This is a genomic window from Actinoplanes sp. NPDC051859, assembly GCF_044452725.1.
Taxonomy (GTDB): domain Bacteria; phylum Actinomycetota; class Actinomycetes; order Mycobacteriales; family Micromonosporaceae; genus Actinoplanes.
The window spans coordinates 1-26,560 of the sequence record NZ_JBITBX010000001.1 but is presented as its reverse complement, the minus strand read 5'-3'; the positions used below and the strand labels follow the sequence as shown (position 1 = coordinate 26,560).

The 26,560-nt window shown below is 70.5% G+C and carries 18 protein-coding genes and 1 pseudogene; 7 read left to right on the top strand and 12 right to left on the bottom strand.

Annotated elements, in window-relative coordinates; genetic code table 11:
• Positions 1-13: 13 nt before the first annotated feature.
• Positions 14-1,195 carry an ROK family protein gene (locus tag ACIA1L_RS00095; protein ID WP_396069965.1) on the bottom strand — a complete coding sequence of 394 codons (1,182 nt, stop codon included), beginning with the start codon at positions 1,193-1,195 and terminating at the stop codon, positions 14-16.
• Between the two features lie 178 nt (positions 1,196-1,373).
• On the opposite strand from ACIA1L_RS00095, the gene ACIA1L_RS00090 reads away from it, so the two are divergent.
• The 4 genes from ACIA1L_RS00090 to ACIA1L_RS00075 all read left to right on the top strand — a co-directional run bounded on the left by ACIA1L_RS00090 (position 1,374) and on the right by ACIA1L_RS00075 (position 4,796).
• Entirely contained in the window at positions 1,374-2,894 is a 1,521-nt protein-coding gene (locus ACIA1L_RS00090; protein WP_396069964.1) for a glycoside hydrolase family 3 protein, read from the top strand.
• Positions 2,895-2,963: 69 nt separating this feature from the next.
• Entirely contained in the window at positions 2,964-3,671 is a 708-nt protein-coding gene (locus tag ACIA1L_RS00085) for a hypothetical protein (protein WP_396069963.1), read from the top strand.
• Positions 3,668-4,093, top strand: a complete 426-nt coding sequence (locus tag ACIA1L_RS00080; protein ID WP_396069961.1) for a thiol-disulfide oxidoreductase DCC family protein — start codon at positions 3,668-3,670, stop codon at positions 4,091-4,093. Before ACIA1L_RS00085 ends, ACIA1L_RS00080 begins: the two co-directional genes overlap by 4 nt.
• Positions 4,074-4,796: a TetR family transcriptional regulator gene (locus ACIA1L_RS00075; RefSeq protein ID WP_396069960.1), complete on the top strand. Its 723-nt coding sequence runs from the start codon at positions 4,074-4,076 to the stop codon at positions 4,794-4,796. The genes ACIA1L_RS00080 and ACIA1L_RS00075 overlap by 20 nt, the downstream gene beginning before the upstream one ends.
• Positions 4,797-5,118: 322 nt before the next feature.
• Here ACIA1L_RS00075 and ACIA1L_RS00070 read toward each other — a convergent pair whose 3' ends face one another.
• Genes ACIA1L_RS00070 through ACIA1L_RS00055 form a run of 4 tightly spaced genes read right to left on the bottom strand, consistent with a single transcriptional unit; the run spans position 5,119 to position 9,293 of the window.
• Entirely contained in the window at positions 5,119-7,263 is a 2,145-nt protein-coding gene (locus ACIA1L_RS00070) for a heavy metal translocating P-type ATPase (RefSeq protein WP_396069959.1), read from the bottom strand.
• Positions 7,264-7,297: 34 nt separating this feature from the next.
• Positions 7,298-8,284, bottom strand: coding sequence for a hypothetical protein (locus ACIA1L_RS00065; protein WP_396069958.1), 987 nt, complete (start codon positions 8,282-8,284; stop codon positions 7,298-7,300).
• On the bottom strand, positions 8,284-8,847 hold the full coding sequence (locus ACIA1L_RS00060) for a SigE family RNA polymerase sigma factor (protein ID WP_396069956.1): 564 nt from the start codon (positions 8,845-8,847) through the stop codon (positions 8,284-8,286). The genes ACIA1L_RS00065 and ACIA1L_RS00060 overlap by 1 nt, the downstream gene beginning before the upstream one ends.
• The gene (locus tag ACIA1L_RS00055) at positions 8,844-9,293 is read right to left on the bottom strand and encodes a GNAT family N-acetyltransferase (protein ID WP_396069954.1); all 450 of its coding nucleotides are present in this window, start codon (positions 9,291-9,293) and stop codon (positions 8,844-8,846) included. The genes ACIA1L_RS00060 and ACIA1L_RS00055 overlap by 4 nt, the downstream gene beginning before the upstream one ends.
• Positions 9,294-9,417: 124 nt before the next feature.
• Here ACIA1L_RS00055 and ACIA1L_RS00050 point away from each other — a divergent pair, with 124 nt between their 5' ends.
• Positions 9,418-10,203, top strand: a complete 786-nt coding sequence (locus ACIA1L_RS00050; RefSeq protein ID WP_396069952.1) for an alpha/beta fold hydrolase — start codon at positions 9,418-9,420, stop codon at positions 10,201-10,203.
• A 36-nt stretch (positions 10,204-10,239) separates the two neighbouring features.
• Here the strand turns inward: ACIA1L_RS00050 and ACIA1L_RS00045 are convergent, their stop codons facing one another.
• Complete coding sequence (locus tag ACIA1L_RS00045; RefSeq protein ID WP_396069950.1) at positions 10,240-15,204, bottom strand: NAD-glutamate dehydrogenase; 4,965 nt, start codon at positions 15,202-15,204, stop codon at positions 10,240-10,242.
• A 213-nt stretch (positions 15,205-15,417) separates the two neighbouring features.
• Here ACIA1L_RS00045 and ACIA1L_RS00040 point away from each other — a divergent pair, with 213 nt between their 5' ends.
• Positions 15,418-17,343, top strand: a complete 1,926-nt coding sequence (locus ACIA1L_RS00040; protein WP_396069948.1) for a penicillin-binding transpeptidase domain-containing protein — start codon at positions 15,418-15,420, stop codon at positions 17,341-17,343.
• A gap of 929 nt (positions 17,344-18,272) precedes the next feature.
• Here the strand turns inward: ACIA1L_RS00040 and ACIA1L_RS00035 are convergent.
• From ACIA1L_RS00035 to ACIA1L_RS00025, 3 genes and pseudogenes are all read right to left on the bottom strand, one after another.
• Positions 18,273-19,143: pseudogene (locus ACIA1L_RS00035) on the bottom strand (arginase family protein); the annotation flags it as partial.
• A gap of 18 nt (positions 19,144-19,161) precedes the next feature.
• Positions 19,162-20,103, bottom strand: coding sequence for a tetratricopeptide repeat protein (locus ACIA1L_RS00030; RefSeq protein ID WP_396069945.1), 942 nt, complete (start codon positions 20,101-20,103; stop codon positions 19,162-19,164).
• 118 nt (positions 20,104-20,221) lie between these two features.
• Positions 20,222-21,895, bottom strand: a complete 1,674-nt coding sequence (locus ACIA1L_RS00025; protein WP_396069944.1) for a methylmalonyl-CoA mutase — start codon at positions 21,893-21,895, stop codon at positions 20,222-20,224.
• Between the two features lie 70 nt (positions 21,896-21,965).
• Here ACIA1L_RS00025 and ACIA1L_RS00020 point away from each other — a divergent pair, with 70 nt between their 5' ends.
• On the top strand, positions 21,966-22,595 hold the full coding sequence (locus ACIA1L_RS00020) for a Pr6Pr family membrane protein (protein ID WP_396070956.1): 630 nt from the start codon (positions 21,966-21,968) through the stop codon (positions 22,593-22,595).
• On the opposite strand, the gene ACIA1L_RS00015 is transcribed toward ACIA1L_RS00020, so the two are convergent.
• The 3 genes from ACIA1L_RS00015 to meaB all read right to left on the bottom strand — a co-directional run bounded on the left by ACIA1L_RS00015 (position 22,588) and on the right by meaB (position 26,446).
• A complete protein-coding gene (locus tag ACIA1L_RS00015; protein ID WP_396069942.1) occupies positions 22,588-23,697 on the bottom strand; it encodes a sugar ABC transporter substrate-binding protein in 1,110 nt (369 codons plus the stop codon). The genes ACIA1L_RS00020 and ACIA1L_RS00015 overlap by 8 nt on opposite strands.
• 94 nt (positions 23,698-23,791) lie before the next feature.
• Positions 23,792-25,351 (bottom strand): diguanylate cyclase domain-containing protein, encoded by a 1,560-nt coding sequence (locus ACIA1L_RS00010; protein ID WP_396069941.1) that lies wholly within the window; start codon positions 25,349-25,351, stop codon positions 23,792-23,794.
• 102 nt (positions 25,352-25,453) lie between these two features.
• Positions 25,454-26,446 carry a methylmalonyl Co-A mutase-associated GTPase MeaB gene (gene meaB, locus ACIA1L_RS00005; protein WP_396070955.1) on the bottom strand — a complete coding sequence of 331 codons (993 nt, stop codon included), beginning with the start codon at positions 26,444-26,446 and terminating at the stop codon, positions 25,454-25,456.
• Between the last annotated feature and the right edge of the window lie 114 nt (positions 26,447-26,560).

Genomic DNA, 26,560 nt, shown 5'->3' with positions numbered 1-26,560 from the left:
ACCCACCCCGGGGTCAGCGGTCGGTCGTGGAACCGAAGATCTCGTCGCGGACGGCGTCCAGGGCGGTGCGGAGGGCGCCGTGCAGGACGGGTTCGGCGGCGACCTCGCTGACGACCACCTGCGGGGCGACCAGGGTGATCGAAGCGACCTCGGCCGCAACCCGCTCGGCGAGGGCAGTGCCACCGGCCTGACTCACCTCGCCGGCCAGAACGACCAGGGGCGGATCGAGGACAACGCAGGTGGCCGCGACGCCGAGGGCGAGACGGCGGGCCAGCTCGTCCAGGACCGGCGCACCGGCTGGCCCGGCTTCGACGGCGGCGCGGACGACATCGGCGGACTCGGCGCCGGTGAAGCCGTGCTCCTTGCCGATCGCCTTGGCGGCATCCGCGGCGACCAGGGTCTGGAAGGCGCCCTTCACCCCGCGCTTGGAGGCGTTGTGCGGCACCTCGGCACCCGCCACGGGCAAGTAACCGATCTCCCCGGCGGCACCGGTGCTGCCCTGGTGCAGGCGGCCACCGATGACCGTGGCGAGGCCGACGCCGCGCCCCACCCAGATGAGCACGAAGTCGTCGACGTCCTTGGCCGCGCCCGTGTGCTGCTCGGCGACGGCGGCCAGGTTGACGTCGTTGCCGAACACCACCGGGACGCTGAGGTCCTTGCGCAGCTCGGCCAGCAGGCCACGGTGCCAGCGGGGCAGGTCGAAGGCGAACGAGACCTCGCTGGTCTTCGGGTCGACCAGGCCGGGGGTGCCGAGCACCACGCGGCGGATCGAGGTGAGGTCGGTGCCAGCGCCGGCGGCGGCCTGCTGCACGGCGGCGTGCACCGCGCGTACCGGATCGTCGCTGTCCTGGGTTGATCTTTCGCTGCGGCCCACGATCTCGCCGGTGATGTCGGCGCAGGCGGCCACGACCCGGTCCGGCAGGACCTCGACGCCGATGACGTGGGCGCTGCCGGGCGCGACCGCATAGAGCTGGGCGTTCGGTCCCCGGCCGCCGGCCTGCTCGCCCACGCGCTGGACCAGGCCGCGCTCCTCCAGCCGTTCGACCAGCTGCGAAGCGGTGACCTTGCTCAACCCGGTCAGCTCACCGAGTTGGGCGCGGGTGAGCGGCCCCCTCGAGAGCAGCAGCTCGAGTGCTGCGCGATCGTTCAGCGCGCGCAGCAGCCGGGGGGTGCCCGGAAGGCGGGTGGCAGCCATGAACTTCCCCTACTATTCGCGATGTTCCCTGGTGCTTGCGTAGCCGCAGCGTAACGGTCAGCAAAGACGCCGCATCTTCGGCTGGTCCGATAGACGTTCAGCGATCATGGCAGCTCACTCCGGCGCAGGACAGGCCGCCTCGCCGGCCACCTCCCCCGGCAGCCGGCGGAAGGACACCATGACAATCGATCCCGGACTGCGTCAGCTCGCCCTCGGCACCTTGCTCGCCGGGTTCGCCGGCCCGTCGATGCCGCCCTGGGCCCGCGACCTCCTCGCCGACGGACTGGCCGGCTTCACGCTGTTCGCCACGAACGTGACCGACCGGCTCCCCGCGCTCACCGCCGACCTGCGCGCGGCCCGGCCGGACGTCATCCTCGCCATCGACGAGGAAGGCGGCGACGTGACCCGGCTCGCGCATCGCACCGGCAGCCCGTACCCGGGAAATGCCGCCCTCGGCGCAGTCGACGACCCGGACCTCACCCGAGGGGTCTACGCGGCCATCGGCGCGGACCTGTCGGCCGTCGGGATCACCCTCAACCTGGCCCCGGTCGTCGACGTCAACACCGAAACCGACAACCCCGTCATCGGTACGCGCTCCTTCGGCGCCCACCCCGCCCAGGTCGCCCGACACACGGCCGCGGCCATCGACGGCCTCCAGTCCGCAGCAGTGGCGGCGTGCGCGAAACACTTCCCCGGCCATGGCGCCACGCGTACGGACTCACACCTCGGGCTGCCAACCGTCGACGTGCCCCTGGCGGTGCTGCAGGACCGTGACCTGCCACCGTTCGCTGCGGCGGTGTCTGCGGGGGTGCAGGCGATCATGACCGCACACATCCGGGTACCCGCGCTGACGGGCACGGCACCCGCCACTTTCAGCCGCGCCGCCTTGCACGACCTGTTACGCGGCGAGTACGGCTTCACGGGCACGGTGGTCACCGACGCACTGGAGATGGCGGGAGCCTGTGCGGCTGCCGGTGGGATCGGGGCGGCGGCGGTGCTGGCGCTGGACGCGGGCGCCGATTTGCTGTGCCTGGGCGCGCGGGTCGACGCCGGATTGGTCGATCTGGTCGTGGCGGAGATCGCCGACGCCGTTACCGAGGGACGCCTCGACCGACGGCGGCTGGAGGACGCCGCAGGCCGTACTGCCGCACTCGCCGCCTGGGCTCCGCACGCCGACCCCGCCGCAACGGCAGCAGACTCCTCAGCGAGCGCACTCTCCGCGGGCGGGTCTTCGGCGGTCGGGCTTTCAGCGGGCAGGCTTTCGACGGTCGGTGCCGAGGCGGCCCGGCGGGCGGTACGGGTGGAGGGCGTGGTGACCGGCCTGGCGGGACCGCTGGTGATCCGGGTCGGTTCGGCGCATTCGATCGCCGAGGGCCGGCTGCCGTGGGGGCTGGCGCCGCACCTGGCCGGTGTGGAGGAGATCCCGGTCGTCGCAGCGGAGGTGTCGGCCGCGGAGATCGCCGGGTGGGCGGGCGCACGACCGGTCGTGGTGGTGGGCCGGCATCTCCATCGGGCCGAGGCGACTCGGGGCCTGGTGGAAGCACTCGCGGCGCGCTGTGCCGTCGTCGTGGTGGAGCTGGGTTGGCCGTCGTCGTGGCGGCCGGCCGGGGCGCAAGCGTTTGTCGTCACCTTCGGGGCCAGCCTGGCTAATGGTCGGGCGGCTGCCGAGGTGCTGGAGTGTGGTCCAGCTCTCCCTTGAACACGTTCAAGAATCGGCCTAGGGTGAGGCCAGCACCAGTTGAACGTGTTCAAAGAATGCGAGAAGGCCATGGATCACAAGATCTGGATGTACCTCGTCTACCTCGCCATCAGCATCGGGCTGACGGTCTGGGTGGCGACGACACTGACCCGCAACGGCTTGGTTTTCCTCGAGGACGTCTTCCAGGACACCCGGCTTGCCCAAGCGGTCAACCACCTGCTCGTCATGGGGTTCTACCTGCTGAACCTCGGCTACGTCGCAGTGGCTATGGCATCCGGCGGGAGCCTGACCACCGTCGCCAGCGCCCTGGAGAAGCTGTCCACGAAACTCGGACTGGTCCTGCTGGTGCTGGGCCTGCTGCACGTGCTCAACGTCTTCTTCCTCGGCCGGTACCGGCGCGGGCGCCTCCGCCAGCAGCAAACCCAGCCGCCGCTGCTTCCGGCCGGCCGCCTCCCCGCCTTCCCTGCCGGCGGCCCAGGCCTGCCGGCCACCCAGCACCAGCAGCAGGCCGCAGCCCAGCAATACGCCGCAGCCCAGATGGCCGCCGGACGCTTGGGAGCCCACCCTGTCCAGCACCCCGCCACGCCAGCCGGACCAGTAGCGCCCAGCCAGGCCGGACCAGCAGCGCCGGGACACAGCGGACCGGGAACGCCCAGCCAAGCCGGACCGGAAGCGCCGCGACAAGCCGGACCGGGGACGCCGGGCCAGCCTGGAGCAGGGACGCCGGGCCAGCCTGGAGCAGGAACGCCGGACGGCTGGATGGACGGGCGAGCGTGACCAGCACCAGCGATCCGGCCGGCGACGTCGGCGGCCGGATCACCGCGCTCACCGTGCTCTACGACGAGGGCTGCCCGATCTGCCGGGCGGCGCACCGATGGCTGGCGAACCGGGCTCAGCTCGTACCGTTGCGGTTCGTGCCGGCCGGGTCGACGACGGCCCGGGAGAGCTTTCCGGGCCTGGACCACTCGGCAACCTTGCGCGATCTGACGGTCGTCGCCGACAACGGCCTGGTGTACATCGCCGACGGTGCATGGCTGGCCTGCCTCTGGGCGTTGGCCGACTACCGGGGCATGGCGGAGCGGTTGAGTACGCCAGCACTGCTCCCCACCGCACGGCGGTTCATCGCCGCAGCGTCAGCCGTCCGCAGATCGACGCGCGGAGAAGACTACGGTGACGTGTGTGACGACAGCTGCCGCTGATGAGCCGAACGCCGGCACCGCCGCCCCGGACGAGCGACCGCGGCGGGCTCGGGGGGAACAGACGCGGCAGCTCATTCTCGAGACGGCACTGCGACTGTTCCGGGAACGGGGCTACACCGAGACCACCATGCGGGCCATCGCCAAAGAGGCTGGGGTCGCGGTCGGGAACGCGTACTACTACTTCGATTCCAAGGAACACCTGATCCAGGGGTTCTATGACCGGAATCAGGCCGCGCACCGGGTGGCTGCGGCGCCGATGCTGGCGCGCGAGAAGGATTTCGCCCCACGGTTGCGAGGGGTGCTGCATGCGGGGATCGACGTCAACGAGCCGTACCACTCGTTTGCGGGGACGTTCTTCAAGACCGCGGCGGAGCCGTCGTCGCCGTTGAGCCCGTTCTCGAAGGAGTCGTCGCCGGCGCGGGAGGCCGCGGTATCGATCTTCCGGGATGTGGTGGAGGGCTCGTCCGCCAAGCTCGATCCGGAGCTGCGCAAGGAGCTGCCCGAGCTGCTCTGGCTCGGGTGGATGGGCGTCGTGCTGTTCTGGGTGTACGACCGCTCCCCGGACCGGCGCCGCACGCGTCGGCTGATCGACGGGATCGTGCCGTTGATCGACCGGCTCGTCGGGCTCTCCCGGCTGCGGGTGCTCCGCCCGGCGCTGCGGCAGGTTCTGGGTCTCATCGCGACCCTCCGCGACGACGACTGACCGCGCGCCGCCACTGTCCGCACAAGCTGTCGACATCACCCAAAGTGATCGCGCTTGGTGCTGGTGGGACGCATGTCGATCATTGGGAAGCGAGGCATCGGATCTGTCGCCGGTCGGGACGGACCGAACGGCTGATTCATGCACGCAGCGCTTCCGCAGCCGGGCGATCATCACGTAGCGTCATGTCCGCAGGTGGATCTGGGGAATGCCGCCGCGGATCGCCGGACTTCGGGACCAGTCCGGCAGCAGTTCGCGGTGGTACAGATGGTGAGCCGGGCGCCCCGCTGGTTTCGGGAGCGACCGCCGGGAGATAGCGCCCGGCTCACACTGCCTGCGTACGCCACGGCTGGAAGCGCCGCAGACGCAGACTGTTCCCCACCACGAAGATCGAGCTCAGCGCCATCGCCGCGCCCGCGATCATCGGGTTGAGCAGGCCCATCGCCGCCAACGGGAGCGCTGCCACGTTGTAGGCGAAGGCCCAGAACAGGTTGCCGCGAATAATCTGCACCGTGCGGCGGGACAGCCGGACGGCGTCGACCGCGGCGATCAGATCGTCGCGCATCAGGGTGAGGTCGGAGGCTTCGACAGCCACGTCCGCGCCCGCGCCCATCGCCACGCCGAGGTCGGCCTGGGCCAGCGCCGCCGCGTCGTTCACGCCGTCGCCGACCATGGCGACCGAGCGGCCTTCCGCCTGCAGCCGGCGGACGGCGTCGACCTTGCCTGCGGGGAGGACACCGGCGATCACCCGGGTGACGCCCACCTCCGCGGCGACCCGTTCCGCCACCGGCTGGGCATCGCCGGTGACGATGACCGGTTCGAGGCCGAGCCCGCGCAGAGCCGTGATCGCCGCGGCGCTGGTCGGGCGTACGGGATCGGCCAGAGCGAGCCGTCCACGCAGCGTGCCGTCGACGCGCACCTCGACCCACGTCTCAGCGGTCGCGCCCTGGCCCCGGGCGATCTCCACCAGCGCCCCCGCCACCGTGCCGCGGACGCCGACTCCCGGCGTGGCCTGAAAATCTGTCACCGGCGGCACCGGACCGTGCTCGGCTGCGGCTCGTGCGATGGCGCGCCCCAGCGGGTGTTCCGACGCGGCCTCGACAGCGCCCGCCAGTCGGAGCAGCTCCTCGGCGGACGTGCCCGGCTCCGGCACAAGCTGCCCGACCGTCATCGCACCGGTGGTGACCGTGCCGGTCTTGTCCAGCAGGATCGTGTCCACCCGGCGGGTCGACTCGAGCGCTTCCACGCCCCGGATCAGGACGCCGAGCTGGGCGCCGCGGCCGGTGCCGACCAACAGGGCCGTCGGCGTGGCCAGGCCGAGGGCACACGGACAGGCGATGATGAGTACGGCCACCGCAGCCGTGAACGCCGCCGCCGTCGAATGCCCCGCTCCCAGCCAGAAGCCCAGCGTTGCGGCAGCAAGGGCGATCACCACGGGCACGAAGACGCCAGAAATGCGGTCGGCGAGGCGCTGCACCGCGGCCTTGCCGTCCTGTGCCTGCTCGACGAGCCGGGCCATCTGCGCGAGCTGCGTGTCCGCACCGACCCGGGTGGCGCGGACGATGAGGCGGCCGCCGGCGTTGACCGTGCCGCCGGTGACCGCAGCTCCGGCGGCGACCTCGACCGGGACGGACTCGCCGGTGATCAGGCTCTGGTCGATGGCGGAGGTCCCGTCGACGACCTGCCCGTCGGTGGCGACCTTCTCGCCGGGGCGTACCTGGAAAAGGTCGCCGACCGCGAGCTGGTCGACCGGGATCTCGCGGCCGTCCGGCAGGGTGACCGACCGCGCGCCTAGCTCAAGCAGCGACCGCAGCGCGTCACCGGCCCGGCGCTTGGCACGGGCTTCGGCATAGCGACCGGCCAGCAGGAACGTGGTGACGCCGGCAGCAGCTTCGAGATAGATCGCGTCGCCGTCGCTGCCGGCCCGCAGCGCGAACGGATGCGTCATGCCGGGCATGCCGGCGTCGCCGAGGAACAGCGCCCACAGCGACCAACAGAAGGCCGCGATCGTGCCGAGCGAGACGAGGGTGTCCATGCTGGCGGCGCCGTGCCGGAGGTTGACCGCGGCGGAGCGGTGGAACGGCAGGCCGCCGTAGACCACGACGGGGGCGGCGAGGGTCAACGACAGCCACTGCCAGTAGTCGAACTGCCAGGCGGGCACCATCGCCAGCACCACGACGGGCAGGGTCAGCACCGTGGAGACGAGGAGCCGGGTGCGCAGCGGATCGGCCGGCGGCGCGACGACGGCTTCGGGCTCGGGCTGCGGCTCGGCGGCGGTGTAGCCGGTTTTCTCCACCACGGCGATGAGATCGGCGGCGGTGAGGCCGGGTGGGACGGTGGCGCGGGCCTTCTCCGTCGCGTAGTTGACCGTGGCGGTGACGCCGTCGAGCCGATTGAGCTTCTTCTCGATGCGGTTGGCGCAGGCGGCACAGGTCATGCCGCCGATGTCGAGCTCGATCTGCCGGATCATACCGACAGCTTATACCCCCTGGGGGTACGCGCGATCAGTCCTCGTCGCCGGCGAGCAGGTCGTAGCCCAGCGAACTCAGCTCGGCGGCGTCGATCGGCGCCGGCGGCACCTGAGCCTGCCCGTACCGGGAGATCGTGATGGCGAGCGGTGCCGCCGGCGCCAACTCGGGCGAATCCGGCTGGTCCACCCGCAGCGTGCTGAGGCGCCCCGCATCGTCGAGGGTGGCGCGATAGGCCAGGGACCGCACCTGCGGACCGAAATAGGCGAAGTCGGCCTCCAGCAACCTCAGCCGCTCGTCCACGCGGGTGGCATCCAGCGTGCCCGTGATGGTGTGGCCGGACTGCTCAGCGGTCACGACCGCGTTGACCAGCGCGTCCACGCCCGTGATGTCGGGTCGGTCGGTGGACGGCGCCGCGGCCAGCTGGTCCAGGCTGCTCTGCTGCTCGCTGGCCGCGGCGCTGGTCAGCCGAACGGCATCCACCCGCAGCCACCGCGAGCCGTCCAGCTCGGTGAAGACTCCCTCCAGCTTGCGCAGCTCGGCATCGCTGACGCCCTCCCGCCGAGACCGCGCCAAATAGCTGGTCCGCCGCGCATTCAACCCACCCGACGGCAGCAGGTAGGTCGTGGCATCGATCCGCATCGTCGACTGCCTGCCCACATACTCGACCACATAACTGTCGCCGTGCACCTCGCCGCGAGTCACGTCGGCGAGCCCCCGCGCGCCGCTGCGAGTGAAGGCGTAGTTGCCCTCCCGCAGCCCGTCCACCGAGCGTTCCAACTGCCGGTGCGCGTCATGCTCCTCGCTGACAGCCGCGATGCTGTTCACCGGCATCCGATCCAGGTTCACCGCGGCGATCCCGCTGGTCACCGCTAGAACGGCCGTCACGGTGCCCGCAGCGCCGGCCCAACGCCGGCGGGCACGCTGCCGCTGCGCCGCTTGCAACACCCCCGCGGCCGACAGCGGCTCGGCGGTGCGCGCCAGGTCCTGCATGGCGATCCGCACATCATTCGGAGTACGCATCAGCACTGCACCTGCACAGCGGTGGTCAGGGTCGCGCTGACCAGGAACGAACTGGGCCGGCACCCCTCGTCGTCGAGGGCGACCCGCATCTTGCGCAGAGCGCGATGACAGGTCGACTTCACGGTGCCGAGGCTCACCCCGAGCGTCTCGGCCACCTGCCGTTCGGTCTGGTCGTCGAAGTAGCGCAACACCACCACGGCACGCTCCCGGGGAGTCAGGGCGGCGAGGGCGCTCAGCAGCGCCCCCCGATCCTCGAAGCCGCTGTCGGCGATCGGCCGGTCGGGCAACACGTCGACGGGACGTTCATGGCGCTTGTGCGCGGCCCGCCACCAGTCGGTGACCGCGTTCGTCACCGCGCGGCGCACATAGCCGTACGGGTCGTCGTGCTCGATCCGCCGCCACCGCTGGTACGCCCGCACGAGCACACTCTGCACGATGTCGCGCGCCTGCTCCCGATGCCCACACAGCAGCTCGGCGTGCGCGATCAGCCGGGCAGACCGGGCCGCAACGAAAGCGGTGAACGTCTCGTCGGCGTCGGCGTCCCGGCCCCGGCTGATCCTCATGTCCTCCTAGACGAAACCGGGCCCGCAATGGTTGGCAGCGACTTGTGGAAATGATGCTTCGCCGTGCCGCCCGGCATGCCCGGCGTCCGCCCGACCTCCCGATATCCGTGTCGAAGATAGAACCCGGGAGCTTGGAACGACATCGTAGCCACCACGACCCGGTCGCCGCCGCGCCGCTTGATCTCCGCCTCGGCCGCGGCCAACAGCCGTGCGCCGATGCCTTTGCCGCGCTGTTCCTCGGCCAGCCAGAGCGAGGTGATCCCGCCGCAGCCACCCCAGGTGTAGCCGGTGATGCCGCCCACGAGTGCGCCGTCCTCATCGGTGGCTCGGATCGAGAAGGGCAGCTCGTCGTCGGCGTCGATGGCTGCACTATTGATCTTGTCTAGCTCGTCGGAGAGTCGTTTCTCCAGCTCGGGATCGTCCGTGCCGACAGGTGCGATGGTCATAGCTGCATCCTCCCGCCCTGCCTCGGGCTCGGCATCCAGACGGGTCGTCCCTCAGCCGGTTTGGCCTGACCCGGCGCACCGGCGCCTACATTGGCGAGAGGTGCTGAGATCTTCGAGGAGTGCGATGCGGGCGACAGCGATCGACACGACGGTGGCAGAGGCGGTCGACGAGGGGCTGGGCGCCCCGCTACTCGTGCTGCACGGCGGCATGGGCGACAGTGCTTCCTGGACGCCGGTCACCAACCTGCTGCTCGACCGTTTCCGGGCCGTACGGCTACACCGCCGCCAGTACCGGCTCGATCTGCCCCGACCGGTCACCATGGCGGACGAGGTGGATCACGTCGCGGCCATCGCCGCCGAGCTGGACCGTCCGGTGCTGGTCGGGCATTCCTCGGGCGCCGTGCTCGCCCTCGAAGCGATGGTCGCCGACCCGACCTGCTACTCCGGGGCCGTGCTCTACGAGCCTCCGGTCGTCCTGGGCGACCCGCTCGGCGGCGACCTGCTCATCCCCGCCCGGGCGGCCCTGGCCGCGGGCAAGCCGGGAAAGGCGCTGACGATTTTCCTGCGCGATGTGGTCGGGCTGTCCTCAGCCGCGGCGGCAGCGGGCGGTTTCGTCGTCGGCCACAGCCGTTACCGGGACCGGGTGGTCCGGCAGCTCGACGACAACGACGCGATCGACGCGCTGGGCTACCGACTCGGCGAATACGCACAGCTGGACCTGCCGATGCTGCTGATCGGCGGGGACCGGTCGCCGCGGCACCTGGCGGATCGGCTGGACGCGCTGGAACAGGCACTGCCCCGAACCCGACGGCTGCTGATGCACGGCCAGGGCCACAGCGCCGAACGTCAGGCCCCGGACCGCTTGGCGATCGCCATCGAGACCTTCATGCGCGAGGAACTGGGCCACTGATAAGCCCCCGGCGCGACTCGCACCGGGGGCCTCCAGTCAGCTAGCGGCTGACGTCTTCACCAGCGTACGGATCTGGCGCAGCAGCACCGACAACGCGGCAAGGTCCGCCGGGGACTCGTCCACGTTGCCCATCGCGTTACCGGCGCGGGCGATCGAGGCCGCGTTGACCTGCTCCCACTCCGAGACCCGGTCCTCGGCCTGCGCGTCGGCCGGCGTGGATTGCAGGACCTCCGCGGTCAGGCCGGCGAGCGCGGCGTACAGGTCGTACCGCAGCGCCATGCGGGCCAGGGTCTGCCAGCGGTCGCCCCGGGGCAGCCGGGAGATGTGCGACAACAGGCGGTCGATCTGGAAGCGTTCCGAGAGGACGAAGTAGACGTCCGCCACCTCCATCGCGTCCCGGTCGGTCGCCTTGGCGGTCTCCAGGATGTCCAGGACACCGAAGCCGTAGACCACCCGGGCCACCTTGTGCGCAAGGTCCGCCGGGATGCCCTTCTCCATCAGCGTTTCGACGTGCGCCTCAATCGAGCGACGCTCGCCACCCACGACGACCTCAGGCAGCTGCGGCACGAGCCGGCCGACGCCGGGCTGCAGCCGTTCGATCTCGCCGGCCACGTCGATCGGCGACCGCCGGTTGCTGACCAGCCAGCGAACCGCCCGGTCGAGCAGGCGCCGGGTCTCCAGGTAGACAGCGGTCTGCGCGGAGGTGGGCACCTCGTTGTCGAGCCGCTCCGCCGCAGCCCACAGCTCCGGCATGCCGTAGACGTCGCGGATCACCACGTATGCCCGGATGACGTCCGCAGCCGACGCGCCGCTCTCCTCCATCGCCCGGAAGACGAAGGACGTGCCGCCACGGTTCACGACCTCGTTGACCAGGGCGGTGGAGATGATCTCCCGGCGCAGCCGGTGTCCGGCCATCCGAGCCGCGAACCGCTCGCGCAAGGGCGTCGGGAAATACCGGGCGAGAACCCCGTTCGTCCACTCCTCGTCCACGATGCCGTCGGCGAGCACCTGGCGTTCCAACGAGATCTTCACGTACGCCAGGAGCACCGCGAACTCCGGCGGGGTCAACCCCTCGCCGGCCTCGTGCCGCAGCGCGAGCTCCTTGTCGGTGGGCAGCGCCTCCAGCTCCCGGTTGAGCTGGCCGGCCTGCTCCATCGCGGTGAGCATCCGGCGGTGCACCGGCAGCAACGAGTGCGCCTGCTGCCGGGCGTTGCCCAGCGCGGTGGCCTGCTCATAGTTGTCCCGCAGGACCAGCATGGCGACCTCGTCGGTCATCGCCGCCAGCAGCTCGTCGCGTTCCGGGATGGTCATTTCGCCGTCGGTCACCGCGGCGCCGAGCAGGATCTTGATGTTGACCTCGTGGTCGGAGCAGTCCACGCCGGCCGTGTTGTCGATGAAGTCGGTGAAGATCCGGCCGCCGGTGGTGCTGCCGGCCTCGTCGACCGGGCCGCCGCTGCGGGCGTACTCGATCCGGCCACGCTGGGTGAGTCCCAGGTTGCCGCCCTCGCCGACCACCTTGGCCCGCACGTCCCGGCCGTTGATCCGAATGGCGTCGTTGGCCTTGTCGCCGACGTCGGCGTGGGTCTCCGAGAACGCCTTGACGTAGGTGCCGATGCCGCCGTTCCACAGCAGATCCACCGGCGCCGCGAGGATGGCCCGCATCAGCTCGCCCGGGCTGACCGCCGCGGCATCGCCGAGGTCGAGCGCCGCCCGGATCTGCGGAGACACCGGGATGGACTTCGCCGTCCGCGGATAGACCCCGCCGCCCGCGCTGATCAGCGACGAGTCGTAGTCGGCCCAGGAGGACCGGGGCAGGTCGAACAGGCGCTGCCGCTCGGCGAAGGACACCGCCGCGTTCGGCGTCGGGTCCAGGAAGATGTGCCGGTGGTCGAACGCCGCCACCAGCCGGATGTGCTCGCTGAGCAGCATGCCGTTGCCGAAGACGTCGCCGGACATGTCGCCGACGCCGACCACGGTGAAGTCCTGCGTCTGGGTGTCGGTGCCCAGGTCACGGAAGTGCTTCTTGACCGACTCCCAGGCACCGCGGGCGGTAATGCCCATCTTTTTGTGGTCATAGCCGGCAGACCCGCCCGAGGCGAACGCGTCACCCAGCCAGAAGTCCTTGCTGACCGAGATCTCGTTCGCCAGGTCGGAGAACGTCGCGGTGCCCTTGTCGGCCGCCACCACCAGGTAGGGGTCGTCCGGGTCGTGCCGGACCACGTCCCGCGGCGGGATGATCTTGCCGCTCAGGATGTTGTCCGTGACGTCGAGCAGCGCGCCGATGAACAGCCGGTAGCAGGCCACCGCCTCGTCCCGGTCGCCCGGCTTCTGCTTCAACACGAAGCCGCCCTTGGCACCCACCGGCACGATCACCGCGTTCTTCACCATCTGCGCCTTGACCAGGCCCAGCACCTCGGTGCGGAAGTCCTCACGCCGGTCCGACCAGCGCAGACCACCACGCGCCACCGCGCCGAAGCGCAGGTGCACGCCCTCGAACCGCGGCGAATAGACGAAAATCTCGAACTTCGGCCGCGGCTGCGGCAGATCCGGAATCGCCTGCGGGTCCAGCTTGAACGCGACGTAGGTCTTGGGTCGCGCATCGGCGCCGCGCTGGAAGAAGCTGGTCCGCAGGGTCGCCTGCATGAGCGTCAGGTACGACCGCAGAATCCGATCCTGGTCGAGACTGTCCACCCCGTCCAGCAGGCCGGTGATCTGCTCCACCAGCTCATCCGAGCGGCGCGCCCGCTCCTCCTCACCGATCTCCAGATTCGGCGCGAAGCGCACCTCGAACAGCCGCACCAGCAGCCGGGTGATCTCCGGGTAGGCGATGAAGGTCGACTCCACATAGCGCTGCGAGAAGACCGCGCCGGTCTGCCGCTGATACTTCGCGTACGCCCGGAGGACCACGACCTGCCGCCACGTCAGACCGGCGCGCAGGACCAGCTCGTTGAACCCGTCCACCTCCGCCTCGTTCTGCCAGGCGGCGGCGAACGCGTTCTCCACCTGCGGGCGCACCTCGGACAGCTCGCGGTGCGCGGACGGCGGGAGCAGCCCGAAGTCGTACAGGTAGACGGTGCCGTCGGGGCGGCGTACCTCGTACGGCCGCTCGTCGACGACCTGCACGCCGAGCGAGTGCAGCACCGGCAGGACGGCGGAGAGCATCATCGGCTCGCCGTACCGGAAGACCTTGAACCGGATGTCGTGGTTGTCGGGCTCGGTGCTGCCGTCCCGGGCGACCCGGCGCTTGCGGTACAGGTGCATTTCCAGCTGGCCGGCCTCTTCGAGCAGCTCCAGCTTGGCGATGTCCTGGACCGCCTCGTGCGGCGTGTGGTCGTCCTTGTAGCTGTCCGGGAAGGCGGCCGCGTAGCGCTGGAACAGCACCTTCGCCTGCTCCTCGCCCAGCTTGCGCTCGAGCACCAGGGAGAAGTCGTCGTCCCACATGCGAGTCGCGTCGGCCAGCTTCTCGGCCAGCGAGTTCGGGTCCACGACGCCCGGCGGGTCGGCCGGGTCGGTCCGCACGATGAAGTGCACGCGGGCCAGCATCCGCTCGGTGACCCGGGTCGTGTAGTCCACTCCGACGCCGTTGAGGTCGCGCAGCAGGATCTCCTGCATCGCCTGCCGGTTGCCGGTGGTGAACCGGTCGCGGGGCAGGTAGATCAGGCAGGAGATGAAGCGGCCGTACCCGTCTCGGCGCAGGAAAAGTCGCAGCTGCCGACGCCCGGCCATGCGCAGCACGCCGATCACGGCCTCATAGAGGTCGTCGGTCTTGATCTGGAAAAGCTCGTCCCGCGGGTACGTCTCCAGTATCTGCAACAGGTCCTTGCCGGAGTGCCCGCGCGGCGACAGGCCGGACCGGTCGAGCACCTCCATGACCTTGCGGCGCACCACCGGCAGTTCCCGCACGCTGGTGCGGTAGGCGGAGCTGGAGAACAGGCCGAGGAACCGGCGCTCGCCGCACACCTCGCCGTGGTCGTTGAAGACCTTGACACTGATGTAGTCGAGGTAGGCCGAGCGGTGCACGGTAGCCCGCGAGTTGGCCTTGGTGATGACCAGCAGACGCTTCTCCAGCGCGCGCTGGTGTGCCTCGGGAGCCATCGAGGACAGCTTGCGCGGCGTGCTCTGGTCGGTGCGCAGGATGCCCAGGCCGGAGCCCTGCACCGCCTTCAGCATGTCGCCGTCGAGCTGGTACTCGCGGTAGCCGAGGAAGGTGAAGTGGTCGTGGGCGAGCCACTTCAGCAGCTCGATGGAGTCGGTGACGTCCTTGTCGGGCACTGGCAGCTTGTGCTCCGAACCGCGGGCAGCGGCCAGCTCGTCGGCGATGACGAGGGCCCGCTGCCGCATCCGCGGCCAGTCCTCGACAGCGTCGCGGACGTCAGTGAGGATGCGGCGCACCTCGTTGTGCAGCTGCTCCCGGGCCTCGACGGTGCGCACCGGATCGATCTCGACCCGGATCCAGCTCTCGACGAGGTCGCCGTCGATCGCGTCGTCCGGCTCGACCTCCGCCTCGGCCTGCGCCAGGGCGCCCAACGGCTCCCGGCGCACGACGATCAGCGGATGCACCAGCAGGTGCACCTGGAGCTGGTGGGCGGTGAGCAGCGCGGTCACCGAGTCGACCAGGAACGGCATGTCGTCGGTGACGATCGAGATGACCGTGTGCGGCTGCGCCTCGCAGGGTGCGCTGATATCGAGCTTCAGCTCCCCGGGCAGCCGGGTGGCGGCCAGCTCGCGGTGCCGTGCGGCGGCCTCGAACATTTCCTCGGGGGTATAGCCGACCAGTTCCTCATCCGGCGCGAACCGCCAGTAGCGGCCCACCAGCGCCGCGGCGGCGTGGTCCTCGCCTGCGATCGCGACGGCCTGGGCGACCAGCCGCTCGGCGTTGGGCAACGGCTCATCAAGCTCGTCGTCAGACGTGCCCAGCCGGCCGGTCAGGGCCAGTCCCGGCCCGGGACCGAAATCCAGCTCGGGATCGGACTCGGTGGCTGCTTCGTCGGTATCTGTCATCGCGGTCGGCTCCCCTCACCCACCACACTGTGGGTTCGACGTGTCGGGAACAGCCTAGAGCCTGGCTCCGACGGCCTCGGCGCACCCGGGGTCCTCCAGGCGACGATCCGACAACGAATTCACACATCTCATGCAGTACGGTCCACCGGCCCACTCGTCGAGCCGCTAGCGTTCCGTACGTTTGTAGGATTTGTACCCCGACAGGAGCGCATCATGCACTCGAGCGGACGCGCTCGCCGAGCAGCCGCCGCACTGGTCTGCCTCGCCCTGGCCGCCACCGGCACCACCGCATGCTCGGGCCCGGACGGTCCCGAGCAGACGCTCGATGCGTTCCTCGACGGCTGGCGTGGCGGCGACCTCAGCAAGGTCGGCTTCGTGACCGCGGCCGGCGGCCGGATCTCCGCAGAAGAAACCTACGGCCAGATCCAGGCCCTCGCCGGAGATCTCGCGAAGTCGTCACTGTTGCTGTCAAAACAGGGCGATCCGGCGGAGACCGGGGACATCGCTTCGGGACCCATCAAGCTCGATTGGACGCTGCCCGGCGGCGCCTCCTGGTCCTACCAGAGCACCGTACGGCTGACCAAGGCCGGTTCCGACGGCTGGCGGGTCGTGTGGGAGCCGGCAATCGTGCACAGTGAGCTCACCGACGGCGACCGCCTCGAGCTGCGCCGCAAGGCCGCCGACCGGGCCGACATTCAAGGGCCGGACGGCAAGCCAATCGTGACGCAGCGCCCGATTACGGTCATCGGCGTCAGCCCCGAACAAATCCCCGACCGGGACAAACTCCTGAAAGAGCTCGCCGCCGAGCTGCGGAAGATCGACGTCGAGCTTGATCTCAAGGACCTGACCGCGCGCATCGAAGGCTCCAAGCCCGACGCATTCGTCGACGTGATCACGCTGCGTGAGGCCGACTTCGCCAAGGTCCGCACCCGGGTTCTCGCCCTCGAAGGCACCCTGACGCGCGAGGATGTCAGCGAGCTGGCGCCCAGCCGCGCCTTCGCCCGGGCCTCACTCGGCACGGTCAGTGCCGCCACCCGCGACGACCTCGACGCCAACCCGCAAACCCTCGCGCAGGGCGACCAGGTCGGCCACGGCGGACTCCAGCAGCGCTACGACACCCAGCTGCGCGGCACCCCGGGCCAGTCCGTGGTGATCGCCCGCAAGACGCCAGACGACAAGGTCGTGGACGCGCAGATCTTCAGCATCGAACCGATCGCCGGGAAGCCGATCAGGACCACGCTCGACATCCGCACCCAGGAAGCCGCCGACCGGGCCATCGCCGGAGTCAAACAACCCAGCGCGCTCGTGGCGATCCGGATCAGCGACTCCGCGGTGGTCGCGGTAGCCAACGGGCCGAACGGCGGCGGCGCCGACACCGCCCTGACCGGCCAGGTCCCGCCCGGCTCGACCTGGAAGATGGTTTCCGCCCTGGGCCTGCTCGACAAGAAGGCGATCACCCTCGACGGCCGAGTCGACTGCCCCAAAACCAAGACGGTGAACGGCCGCAAGTTCAAGAATGCGCACGACATGGCGCTGGGCTCGGTGCCGTTCCGGACAGACTTCGCCCAGTCGTGCAACACCGCTTTCGTCAACCTCGCCCCGCAGCTCGGCGCCGACGGCCTCCAAGACGCGGCGGCGAAGCTCGGGCTCGGCGCCAAGTGGGACCTGGGCGCCGATTCGTTCAGCGGCAAAGTCTCCCCGGCTGACAGCCCCACCGAGCTGGCCGCAGCATCGTTCGGCCAGGGCGCGACCGCGGTCAGCCCGGTCGCCTTGGCCGGCGCAGCCGCAACGGTCGCCCGCGGCCAGTTCAAGCAGCCCCGCCTCGTCCTCGACCCGGCGCCGCCGAACGCGCTTCCGGACGGCAGCCCGCTCGCCGCGACCTCAGTGGAACCGCTCCGCACGGTCATGCGCGAAGTCATCACCAAGGGCACCGCCACCGCGCTGCGGACCATGCCCGGCGGCCCGGTGCACGGCAAGACGGGTACGGCCGAATTCGCGAACGGCTCCGAAGAAACCCACGCCTGGTTCATCGGCTGGCAGGACGACCTGGCCTTCGCAGTGTTGGTCGAGAAAGGCGGCTCCGGCGAAGGCACCGCAGTCCCCATCGTCAAGGACTTCCTGAACAGCCTCCGGAAATAGCTGCCGTCAGGCGCGGGTCTCCGGCTCAAGCTCGAACGCAGGTCGCTGCGCCGGCAGGGAGAAATCCTCCACCTGCCGGGGCCGCAGCATTCCCGGCATGGTCGCGGGCAACGGCGCAGAGTCCAACCGCGGCGCGACCCCGAGCGGCCGCAACGCCGGCTCGTCCACACCGCCGGCTTCGTCCACACCGCCGGCTTCGTCCACACCGCCGACTTCGTCCACAGCGCTGGCTTCGTCCACAACGCTGGCTTCGTCCACAGCCCCAAATGACACCGGCTCGGCAGCGTGCGGCAGCTCAGCGCTGCTCGCCGAGACGAGGGAGGGCACCGGCTTGCCGTCAAGCGCCAGCTCGGCATGGGAAACCGCCTCGGCGTCGGACACCGGCTCGGCATCGAGCAGCGGTTCGTCCTCCACCAGCTCAGCGTCCACTGGCCGATCATCGCTCTCGTCCACGGCGATGCTGCCGACCGGCAGGGCGGAGCTACCGCCGACCGGCAGGGCGGAGCTACCGCCGACCGGCAGGGCGGAGCTACCGCCGACCGGCAGGCTGGAGCTCCCACCGACCGGCAGGCTGGAGCTACCGCTGACCGGCAATGCGGAGCTAACGCTGGCCGGCAGTTCGGTGCTGTCGACCGGCAGGGCGGAGGCTGGCTCGTGGCGGTCTTCGGTCGAGAGGGCCGGAAGATCGGCACGGGAAGCGAGCGAGCCGGCGGCTTGCAGATCAGCGCTGGCGGGGAGCGACCCCACGGCGGAAAGACCAGCGAGCGAGCCGACAGCGGAACCATCAACACGAGAGCCAGCGGGGCGATCGGCGCGGGCGGCGAGGGTGCCGGGTGCGCCGGGGGCCAGGAGGTCGGCGCGGGCGGCGATCAGGTCCGGGCGGGCGTCGACCGCGTGTGCCGACTGCAGGCCTGCCACGATCGCCGCGGTGATCTCCTCCGCGTACGCACCGTCGGGGTCGTAGTCGGGGTCGAAGACCGTGATTTCCACGCCGAGGCAGTGCGGCGACTCGACGAGGCCGGCCAGCAGGAGTTCCAGTTCGGGGAAGGCGATGCCGCCCGGCTCGGGGGCGTCCACGGCGGGCATGACGGCCGGGTCGAGGACGTCCACGTCGAGGTGCACCCAGTAGCCGGCGCAGTCCACGAGCTGGTCGCGGGCCCATTGGGCACTGCGGGCGGCACCCTCGGCGCGCAGGGTGGGCACGGGCCGGGTGACGATGCCGGCGGCCTGCAGGTCGAGGCGGTATTCGTCCTGGGCGCGGATGCCCAGCACGACGACGTCGATGTCGCGGTAGTACGGTCGGCGGCCCTCCATGGCGGCCAGGTCGGCTTGGCCGCGGCCGGTGACCAGGGCCAGGTCTTCGCCGGCGGCGGCGCCCACGTAGGAGGCGTTGCCGGGGTGGCGGAAGTCGGAGTGGCCGTCGACGAAGACCAGGCCGATCCGGCCACCGACGGCTTCGCCGAGCCGGTGCATCGCGAGGGCGGAGCCGAGGACGATCGAGCAGTCGCCGCCGAGGACGACGGGGAACTCGCCTTCGTCGATGATGGCGCCGATGCGGTCGGCGAGCCGCCGGGAGTAGCGGGCGATTTCCGCGGCGTGGCAGACGCCGTCGCCGGGGACCCAGTCGCCCGGGTCGTAGCGCGGCGGGGTCAGGCAGCCGGCGTCGCGGGCGTGCAGGCGGCGCAACAGGCCCTGGTCGCGCAGGGCTCCAGGCGCTTTGGCGCAGCCCGGCACCGACGTCGCGGTCGGCGGGCGCAGACCGAGATTGGACGGTGCGTCGAGTACGGCGATGCGGCGCATGGAGCCCTCCGTACTTACCTAGAAGAGCGCGCGGGCGAGGGAGCGGCGGGCGTTCGCGACCGCGGGATCGTCCGGCCCGGCGACGGCGAAGAGTGACAGCAGGTGCTTACGGACGAGGTCCCGGTCGTCGCCGGCGGACCGCTTGACGGCGGCGACCAGCCGCTCGTACGCCTCGGGGGCCTGTCCGCTGAGGACTTCGATGTCGGCGGCGAGCTGTTGCGCTTCCAAGTCGTCGGGGTCGGCTTCGGCGCGGGCCAGCACCGACTCGGCGTCCACTCCGGTGACCCGGCGGTAGAGCTCGACCTGGGCGAGGCCAGCTTCGGCGGCGTGGTCCTGCGGGGACTCGGCGAGGATCTTCTTGTAGGCCGCTTCGGCCGCGTCGAGGTCGCCGGTCATCAGGGCGTCGTCGGCCGCGTCCATCCGCGGGTCCTCGTGCGGGGCGACCTGGACGCCGCCGGCCTTGAGCACGGCGTCGACGTAGCGGCGGATCTCCACTTCGGGGATGACGCCGGTGAAGCCTTCGACGAGCTGCCCGCCGACCAGGGCGACCACCATGGGGATGCCCTGGACGCGCAGGGCCTGAGCGAGCCGCGGGTTGGCGTCCACGTCGACCTTGCCGAGCACCCAGCTGCCGCCGCCTTCGGCGGCGAGCTTCTCCAGGATCGGCGAGAGCTGCTTGCACGGCTCGCACCAGTTGGCCCAGAAGTCGAGGATGACCGGAGTCGTCATCGACAACTCCAGCACCGTCGTCTGGAAGTTCGCTTCAGTCACGTCGATCACCGTGCTGGGCGCACCGCCACCGAAGGCGGGCGTCGGCGCTCCGGCGGGCCCGGCGGGTTTCGCGGGGGCCGCACCGGCAGCGGTGGGACCGGCGGGCGCGGGCTTGTTCGCAGGCCGCAGCGCGCCGAGGTCGACCGCGCCGCGGGTGAAGATCGACGGAGTGGTCCGTGGGTCGCTCATGGTTACCTAGTCTCGCACGCACCGGCCGGTGTCCGCCGCGCCGCCGGGCAGGCGATATCGGACGTCACACGACAAGGCCCGGGATGCCTTCGCGGGCGCCCCGGGCCGGTGCTGCCGATCAGAAGCGGGCGGGCTCCCGGTAGATGCCCCACTCCTGCTTGAGGACGCCGCAGATCTCGCCCAGGGTGGCCTCGGCCCGGGCCGCGTCGAGCATGGCGGGGATCATGTTCTCGCCGGTACGCGCCACGTCCACGAGATGCGTGAGCGCCTGCTGGACGCGTACGGAATCGCGGTCGGTCTTGCGGGCACCCAGCTGGCGCTTCTGCTCGACCTCGACCTCGTGGGAGACCCGCATGATTTCCAGGTCCTTGGCGATCGTGGTGGTGTGCGCGTTGACGCCGACGATGCGCTTCTCGTTCTTCTCGAGGGACTGCTGGTGGGCGAACGCCGCCTCGGCGATGTTCGCGGTGAACCAGCCGTCCTCGATGCCGCGCAGGATGCCCTGGGTCATCGAGCCGTCCTCGCCGAGGTCGCGGATCCGGGCGAAGATCTCCTCCGCCTCGGCCTCGATCCGGTCGGTGAGCGCCTCGACATACCAGGAGCCGCCCAGCGGGTCGGCCACATTGGTCACGCCGGTCTCTTCCATCAGCACCTGCTGGGTGCGCAGGGCGATCTCGGCGGACTCGTCGGTGGGCAGCGCGAGGGTTTCGTCGAGGGCGTTGGTGTGCAGCGAGTTGGTGCCGCCGAGGATGGCGGAGAGGGCTTCGACGGCGGTCCGCACCACGTTGTTGACCGGCTGCTGCGCGGTGAGCGACACGCCGGCGGTCTGGGTGTGGAACTTGAGCCAGAGGGCTTTCTCGCTGGTGGCGCCGTACTCGTCGCGCAGGTGCCGGGCCCAGATGCGGCGGGCGGCGCGGAACTTGGCGATCTCTTCGAAGAAGTCGACGTGCGCGTCGAAGAAGAAGCTCAGGCCGGGCGCGAACTGGTTGACGTCGAGGCCGCGGCTGAGGCCCAGCTCGACGTAGCCCAGGCCGTCGGCCAGCGTGTACGCCAGCTCCTGCGCGGCGGTCGCCCCGGCTTCCCGGATGTGGTAGCCGGAGACGGACAGCGGCTTGTACTTGGGGATCTCGCGGGCGCAGTATTCCATGAGGTCGCCGATGAGCCGCAGGTGCGGTTCGGGCGCGAAGAGCCATTCCTTCTGCGCGATGTATTCCTTGAAGATGTCGGTCTGCAGCGTGCCGTCGAGCTTGCTGAGGTCGGCGCCCTGCCGCTCGGCGGCGACGAGATACATGCAGAAGACCGGGACGGCCGGGCCGGAGATCGTCATGCTGGTCGTGACGTCCTGCAGCGTGATGCCGTCGAACAGCACGTCCATGTCGGCGGCCGAGTCGATGGCGACGCCGCAGTGGCCGACCTCGCCGAGCGATTCGGGCTCGTCGGAGTCGCGGCCCATCAGGGTGGGCATGTCGAACGCGACGCTGAGCCCGCCGCCACCGGCGGCCAGGATCATCTTGTAGCGCTCGTTGGTCTGCTGGGCGTTACCGAACCCCGCGAACTGCCGGATGGTCCAGGTCCGTCCGCGGTATCCGGTCGGATAGAGCCCCCGGGTGTACGGGAACTCGCCGGGCCAGCCGATCCGTTCGAAGTCGGTAACGGTGTCCCCGGGCGCGGGCCCGTAGACCGGGTCGACACTCACCCCGGAGAGCGTGGTGAAGTCGGCGTCCCGTTTGCGGGAGTCGTCGTAGCGCTTCTGCCAGCGCTCGCGACCGGCGGCGATGTCGGCTGCGTCCATGGCGCCCATCGTAGGCGCAAAGCTGAACGATCGCTAAGCCCCACCGATGATCTAGTGTGCCCCCGTGAAGATGCTGCGGATATTGGCCGTGATCGCCGTCGTGACGGGGGTGGTGCTGGACGCCACGGGGACCTCGACCCTGACCGGACTGCTCCCCTATTTCACGATCCAGAGCAATGTCCTGTACGGCATCTTCGCCGCGTATGCGCTGTTCCAGGGCCGGAACACGAACCCGGTCCTCAAGGGCGCGGTCACTCTCTATGTGGCGATCACCGGCCTGGTGTTCCACCTGGTGCTGGACAACCCGGCCAGCGGTTTCGCGAACGCGCCGGTCGACCGTACGCCGGGCGAGGCCGTGGCGAACCAACTGCTGCACACGGTGGTGCCGCTGATCGCCGTGGCGGACTGGCTACTGTTCGACGAGCACCGCCGGTTCAAGGTGCGCTACGCCGCCTGGTGGTTGGCGTTCCCGCTGTACTACCTGGTGTTCGCCATGATCCGCGGGCTGATCACCGACACGTACCCGTACCCGTTCCTGGACGTGCACGACCTGGGTTATGCCGGGGTGGCGGTGAGCGCGGTGTTCTTCGCTGTGGCGTTCTGGCTGCTGGGCCTGTCGTTCGTGGGCCTAGACCGGCTCGCCCACCGGGTCACCGGCGGGCGGCGGGCCGAAGCCGACGACCGCGTCTCGACTACTTGATGCCGTTCTTCTTGCAGAGGGGGGCGAACTGGCCGGTGCAGACTGCCGACTTCTCGACGAAACCGTCGGCGATGACGGTCTCGACGTCGCCGGCGAAGATCGCCACCGGCTTTTCCAGCACCGCCGGGATGTAGGCGCCGGACTCGGGGTCCTTGACGCTCGTACCGCCGAGCTCGGGCTTCTTGCCGTTGTAGAGCTGGATGGCCAGCTCCGCCGCCGCGCCGGCTTCCTTCTTGATCGACTTGTAGACCGTCATGCACTGGTCGCCGGCGAGAACGTTCTGCAGGCCCTGCACGGTGGCGTCCTGGCCGGTGACCGGCACCTTGCCGTTCATCCCGTCCTGGCGCAGCACCGAGATCGCCGAGTTGGCGAGGCCGTCGTTGGCGGCCAGTACGCCCTGGATCTCGCGGCCGGTCTGGAACCACATCTCCCGGAAGATCATCTCGCCGGTCCGGTTGTTCCAGTCGTCGACCGGCTGGCCCGGGCCCTTGATGAACTCGCCGCTGTCGAACTTCGACTGGAAGACTTTTTCGGCGCCCTCGCGGAACTGCGTGGCGTTGTGGTCGGTGGGGGCGCCGTGCAGTGCGGCCACGGTGGGAGTCTTGGCCTTCCGCTCGGCCAGGCAGCGGGTGAGGCCCTCGGCCTGCAGCCGGCCGACCGCCTCGTTGTCGAAGCTGACGTAGTAGTCGGCGCCGCCGTCGAGGGTCATCCGGTCGTAGTCGATGGTTTTGATGCCTTCGGCCCGGGCCTTGTCGAGGACGGCCTTGCCGGTCGGGGCGTCCAGGCTGACGGTCATCAGCACGGTGACACCGCCGTCGATCATCTCGTCGGCGATCCGCTGGAACTGCGCCTTGTCGCCCTGGGCGTTGCGAATGTCGACCGGCACGCCGGCCTTGTCGAATGCGGCCTTCAACAGCTTCGGGTCGTCGGTTCCCCACCGCTGCGAGGTGGTGGTGTCGGGGAGGATCACGCCCACCTTGCCGCTGCCCGGCGCTTTGGTGGCACCGTCCGAGCCCTTGTCCCCCTCAGCGGTCGAGCAGCCGGCCACGCCGGCGACGGCGAGCAGGCCGAGGGTGGCAATCACGGACAGTTTCCTACGCATTGCTATTTCCTCCCAGGTCAGCGGGGGGCAAGGCTACCAGGCGTCACAGAGAGTGATATCAAACGGCGAGACGGGCAAGCTTCGGCGTCGAGCGCTACGCGCGGTCGCTGTCCAGCAGCGCCCGGCGACGATCCTTGGCGGCGTACATCGCCATGTCGGCCTCGTGCAGCAGGCTGTCCGGGTGGTGCAGGCCATGCCGCCCGGTCGCCATGCCGATACTCGCGCGCAGCGGCACGCTCACCGACCCGAGCCGGACCTCGCCGCTCAGCGCCCGCGCCAGGATGTCGTGCACCTCACCCCGGCGGTCGGCCGACACCTCATCCATCAGTACGGCGAACTCGTCGCCACCCAACCGCGCGACCGTGTCCCCGTCCCGCACGCAGGCCCGCAGCCGCCGACCCACCTCGATCAACAGCTGGTCGCCGGTGGCGTGCCCGTGCGCGTCGTTGACCGGCTTGAAGTCGTCCAGGTCGATGAGGAACACGGTGGCCGAACCCGCGGCGAGCGAGTCGTGCAGACGCCGCATGAACAGGCCCCGGTTGGCGAGTTTGGTCAGCCCGTCATGGAAAGCGAGCTGGGTCAGCTGTGCGGTCAGCTCGTCCCGCTCCCGCAACAGCTCGGCGACGTGCCGGAAGGCGGCCACCTGCCGGCCGACCACCAGCGCCGTGGTGACCAAGGCGCCGACCGCCACCACCCAGGTCCGCGGATCCAACCCGTGCACCGCCAGCACCACGCCAGCCAGCGCCCACACCGCCGCCATCGCGCCGTACGGCAGCAGGCTGTACGGCCGCTTCGACACCCGCTCCGCCACGGGTAGCGCCGCCCGGACCCGCCGCTCCTGCAGCCGTACGCCGATGGCGACCAGGCCGCTCGCCAGCACGTTCGCCGCGAACAGCCACGACATCGTGGGCTGCTCGACATACATGGTCAGCGGTACGGCCTGCAGCACGGCCTGCAGGATCGCGGCGAGACCGCCGAGGATGGCCGCCGACCGGATGAACGGCGACTGCCCACCCAGGACGATCTTGATCACCGCGAAGATGAGCACGAGGAAGATGCCCGGCTGCACCGCGAGCATGACCGCGGCCCGCAGATACCAGGCCGTGTCGTGTTCACCGGACGGCAGGTCGGTGAGCCAGAGCCCGAAGGTGAACGCCGCCGCCATCACCGTGGCGACGTCGACGCGGAGCCGCAGCTTCTCCGCCGCGCCCATCTCACCCAGCGGATAGCGCAGAATCCCGATGACGATGAGGCCCATCGCGATGCCGATCGACAGCATCTGCGTGCCCGTACCCGCCGCGGCCTCCGGCGCCAGCGGATCCTGCACGACCGCCACCAACTGGCAGATGTCGCCCAGCACCAGGACGCCACCGGCGACCGCGAACAGCTTCCACATGCTCTGACCGGCGCGGCCGCGCGCGGCTTCGGCCTTACCCGCGCCCGGGGGCGGGGCGGCGTAGACCGAGACCCGCCACGACGAACGGGCCAACGCCAGATGGGCGACCAGGAGGATGAACCAGAAGACGTGCACCTGACCGACGAGCGGCGCAAGATCTGGCCCGAGGCCGAGCGTCGCACCGAGGATGAGGACGAGGAGTCCGGTCACCACCGGGTCGGCGCGCCACATCGGCCGCGCTGCCCCTTGCTGACTCATGACTGACCTCTTCCGGCTCCACTAGCGCCGGGTAGGCGAGAGTGTTGGCTCTCCCCATCGGCCACGCAGTGGTGGACTTGAGGAGAGTCCGCCAGCGAAAGGTCAGCGGCGGTCGTCCAGCTCAGCGAGCAGGGCATCAGCTGCCGCGTACGGGTCCAGCACCCCGTCCGCCACCTGGGCGGCCAGTTTGCTGAGCGCCGTACCGTCACGCAGGGAGCCCATCCGGGCACGCAGAGCGCCGAGCGCGATGGCCTCGACCTCGACGGCGGCCCGCCGCTCATGGTTGAGCCGCAAGGTGCCGGACTGCACCAGCCAGTCGCGGTGCTTGGCGATGGCGGCGACCACGTCGTCGATGCCCTCGCTCTTCACCGCGGTCGCCCGCACCACCTGCGGACGCCAGTCGCCCGGGCCACGTTCGCCCAGGCCGAGCATGCCTTGAATGTCGCGGTACGTGGCGTCGGCGCCGGGCCGGTCCGCCTTGTTGACCACAAAGACGTCGGCGATCTCGAGGATGCCGGCCTTGACCGCCTGGATGGCGTCGCCCATGCCCGGGGCGAGCAGCACCAGCGTGGTGTCGGCCAGCGAGACGATCTCCACCTCGGCCTGGCCGACCCCGACCGTCTCGACCAGCACCACGTCGCAGCCGGCGCCTTCGAGCACCCGGACCGCCTGCGGTGTGGCCGCGGACAGCCCGCCGAGCTGGCCGCGGGTGGACATCGAGCGGATGTAGACGCCCGGGTCCGTGAAGTGCTCCTGCATCCGGACCCGGTCGCCGAGAATCGCGCCGCCGGTGAACGGGCTCGACGGGTCGATCGCCAGCACGCCCACCCGGTGCCCGGCCTGCCGCAGTGCGCGGACCAGCTCGTTCGTCGTGGTGGACTTACCCACGCCGGGCGAGCCGGTGAGCCCGATGATCTGCGCCCGGCCCGCGTACGGCGCGAGTGCCGCGGCGACCTCGGCCAGCTTGGGGTCGCCGTTCTCGACCATGCTGATCAGCCTGGCGACCGCGCGCGGATCACCGTCGCGGGCACTAGCGACCAGCGTCGGCACGTCTCTTGACCGGGCTTTCCGGTTTCCCGACGCGGTTGCGCCCAGCCGGGGGTGGGGGGGGGGGGGGGGGGGGGGGGCCGCCCCGGCGGCCCCCCCCCCCCCCCCCCCGGCGGGCCGCCATAGGTAAAAGGGGGGCCCACACCCACCCCCCCCCCCCCC

Excerpts from the sequence above, each read along its gene's own strand:
- ACIA1L_RS00085 (WP_396069963.1), top strand. The coding sequence starts at position 2,964 with ATGGATCACAAGATCTGGATGTACCTCGTCTACCTCGCCATCAGCATC.
- ACIA1L_RS00090 (WP_396069964.1), top strand. The coding sequence starts at position 1,374 with ATGACAATCGATCCCGGACTGCGTCAGCTCGCCCTCGGCACCTTGCTC.
- ACIA1L_RS00095 (WP_396069965.1), bottom strand. The coding sequence starts at position 1,195 with ATGGCTGCCACCCGCCTTCCGGGCACCCCCCGGCTGCTGCGCGCGCTG.
- ACIA1L_RS00065 (WP_396069958.1), bottom strand. The coding sequence starts at position 8,284 with ATGCGTACTCCGAATGATGTGCGGATCGCCATGCAGGACCTGGCGCGC.
- ACIA1L_RS00055 (WP_396069954.1), bottom strand. The coding sequence starts at position 9,293 with ATGACCATCGCACCTGTCGGCACGGACGATCCCGAGCTGGAGAAACGA.
- ACIA1L_RS00015 (WP_396069942.1), bottom strand. The coding sequence starts at position 23,697 with ATGCGTAGGAAACTGTCCGTGATTGCCACCCTCGGCCTGCTCGCCGTC.
- ACIA1L_RS00020 (WP_396070956.1), top strand. The coding sequence starts at position 21,966 with ATGCTGCGGATATTGGCCGTGATCGCCGTCGTGACGGGGGTGGTGCTG.
- ACIA1L_RS00050 (WP_396069952.1), top strand. The coding sequence starts at position 9,418 with ATGCGGGCGACAGCGATCGACACGACGGTGGCAGAGGCGGTCGACGAG.
- ACIA1L_RS00060 (WP_396069956.1), bottom strand. The coding sequence starts at position 8,847 with ATGAGGATCAGCCGGGGCCGGGACGCCGACGCCGACGAGACGTTCACC.
- ACIA1L_RS00070 (WP_396069959.1), bottom strand. The coding sequence starts at position 7,263 with ATGATCCGGCAGATCGAGCTCGACATCGGCGGCATGACCTGTGCCGCC.
- ACIA1L_RS00025 (WP_396069944.1), bottom strand. The coding sequence starts at position 21,895 with ATGGACGCAGCCGACATCGCCGCCGGTCGCGAGCGCTGGCAGAAGCGC.
- ACIA1L_RS00030 (WP_396069945.1), bottom strand. The coding sequence starts at position 20,103 with ATGAGCGACCCACGGACCACTCCGTCGATCTTCACCCGCGGCGCGGTC.
- ACIA1L_RS00010 (WP_396069941.1), bottom strand. The coding sequence starts at position 25,351 with ATGAGTCAGCAAGGGGCAGCGCGGCCGATGTGGCGCGCCGACCCGGTG.
- ACIA1L_RS00040 (WP_396069948.1), top strand. The coding sequence starts at position 15,418 with ATGCACTCGAGCGGACGCGCTCGCCGAGCAGCCGCCGCACTGGTCTGC.
- ACIA1L_RS00045 (WP_396069950.1), bottom strand. The coding sequence starts at position 15,204 with ATGACAGATACCGACGAAGCAGCCACCGAGTCCGATCCCGAGCTGGAT.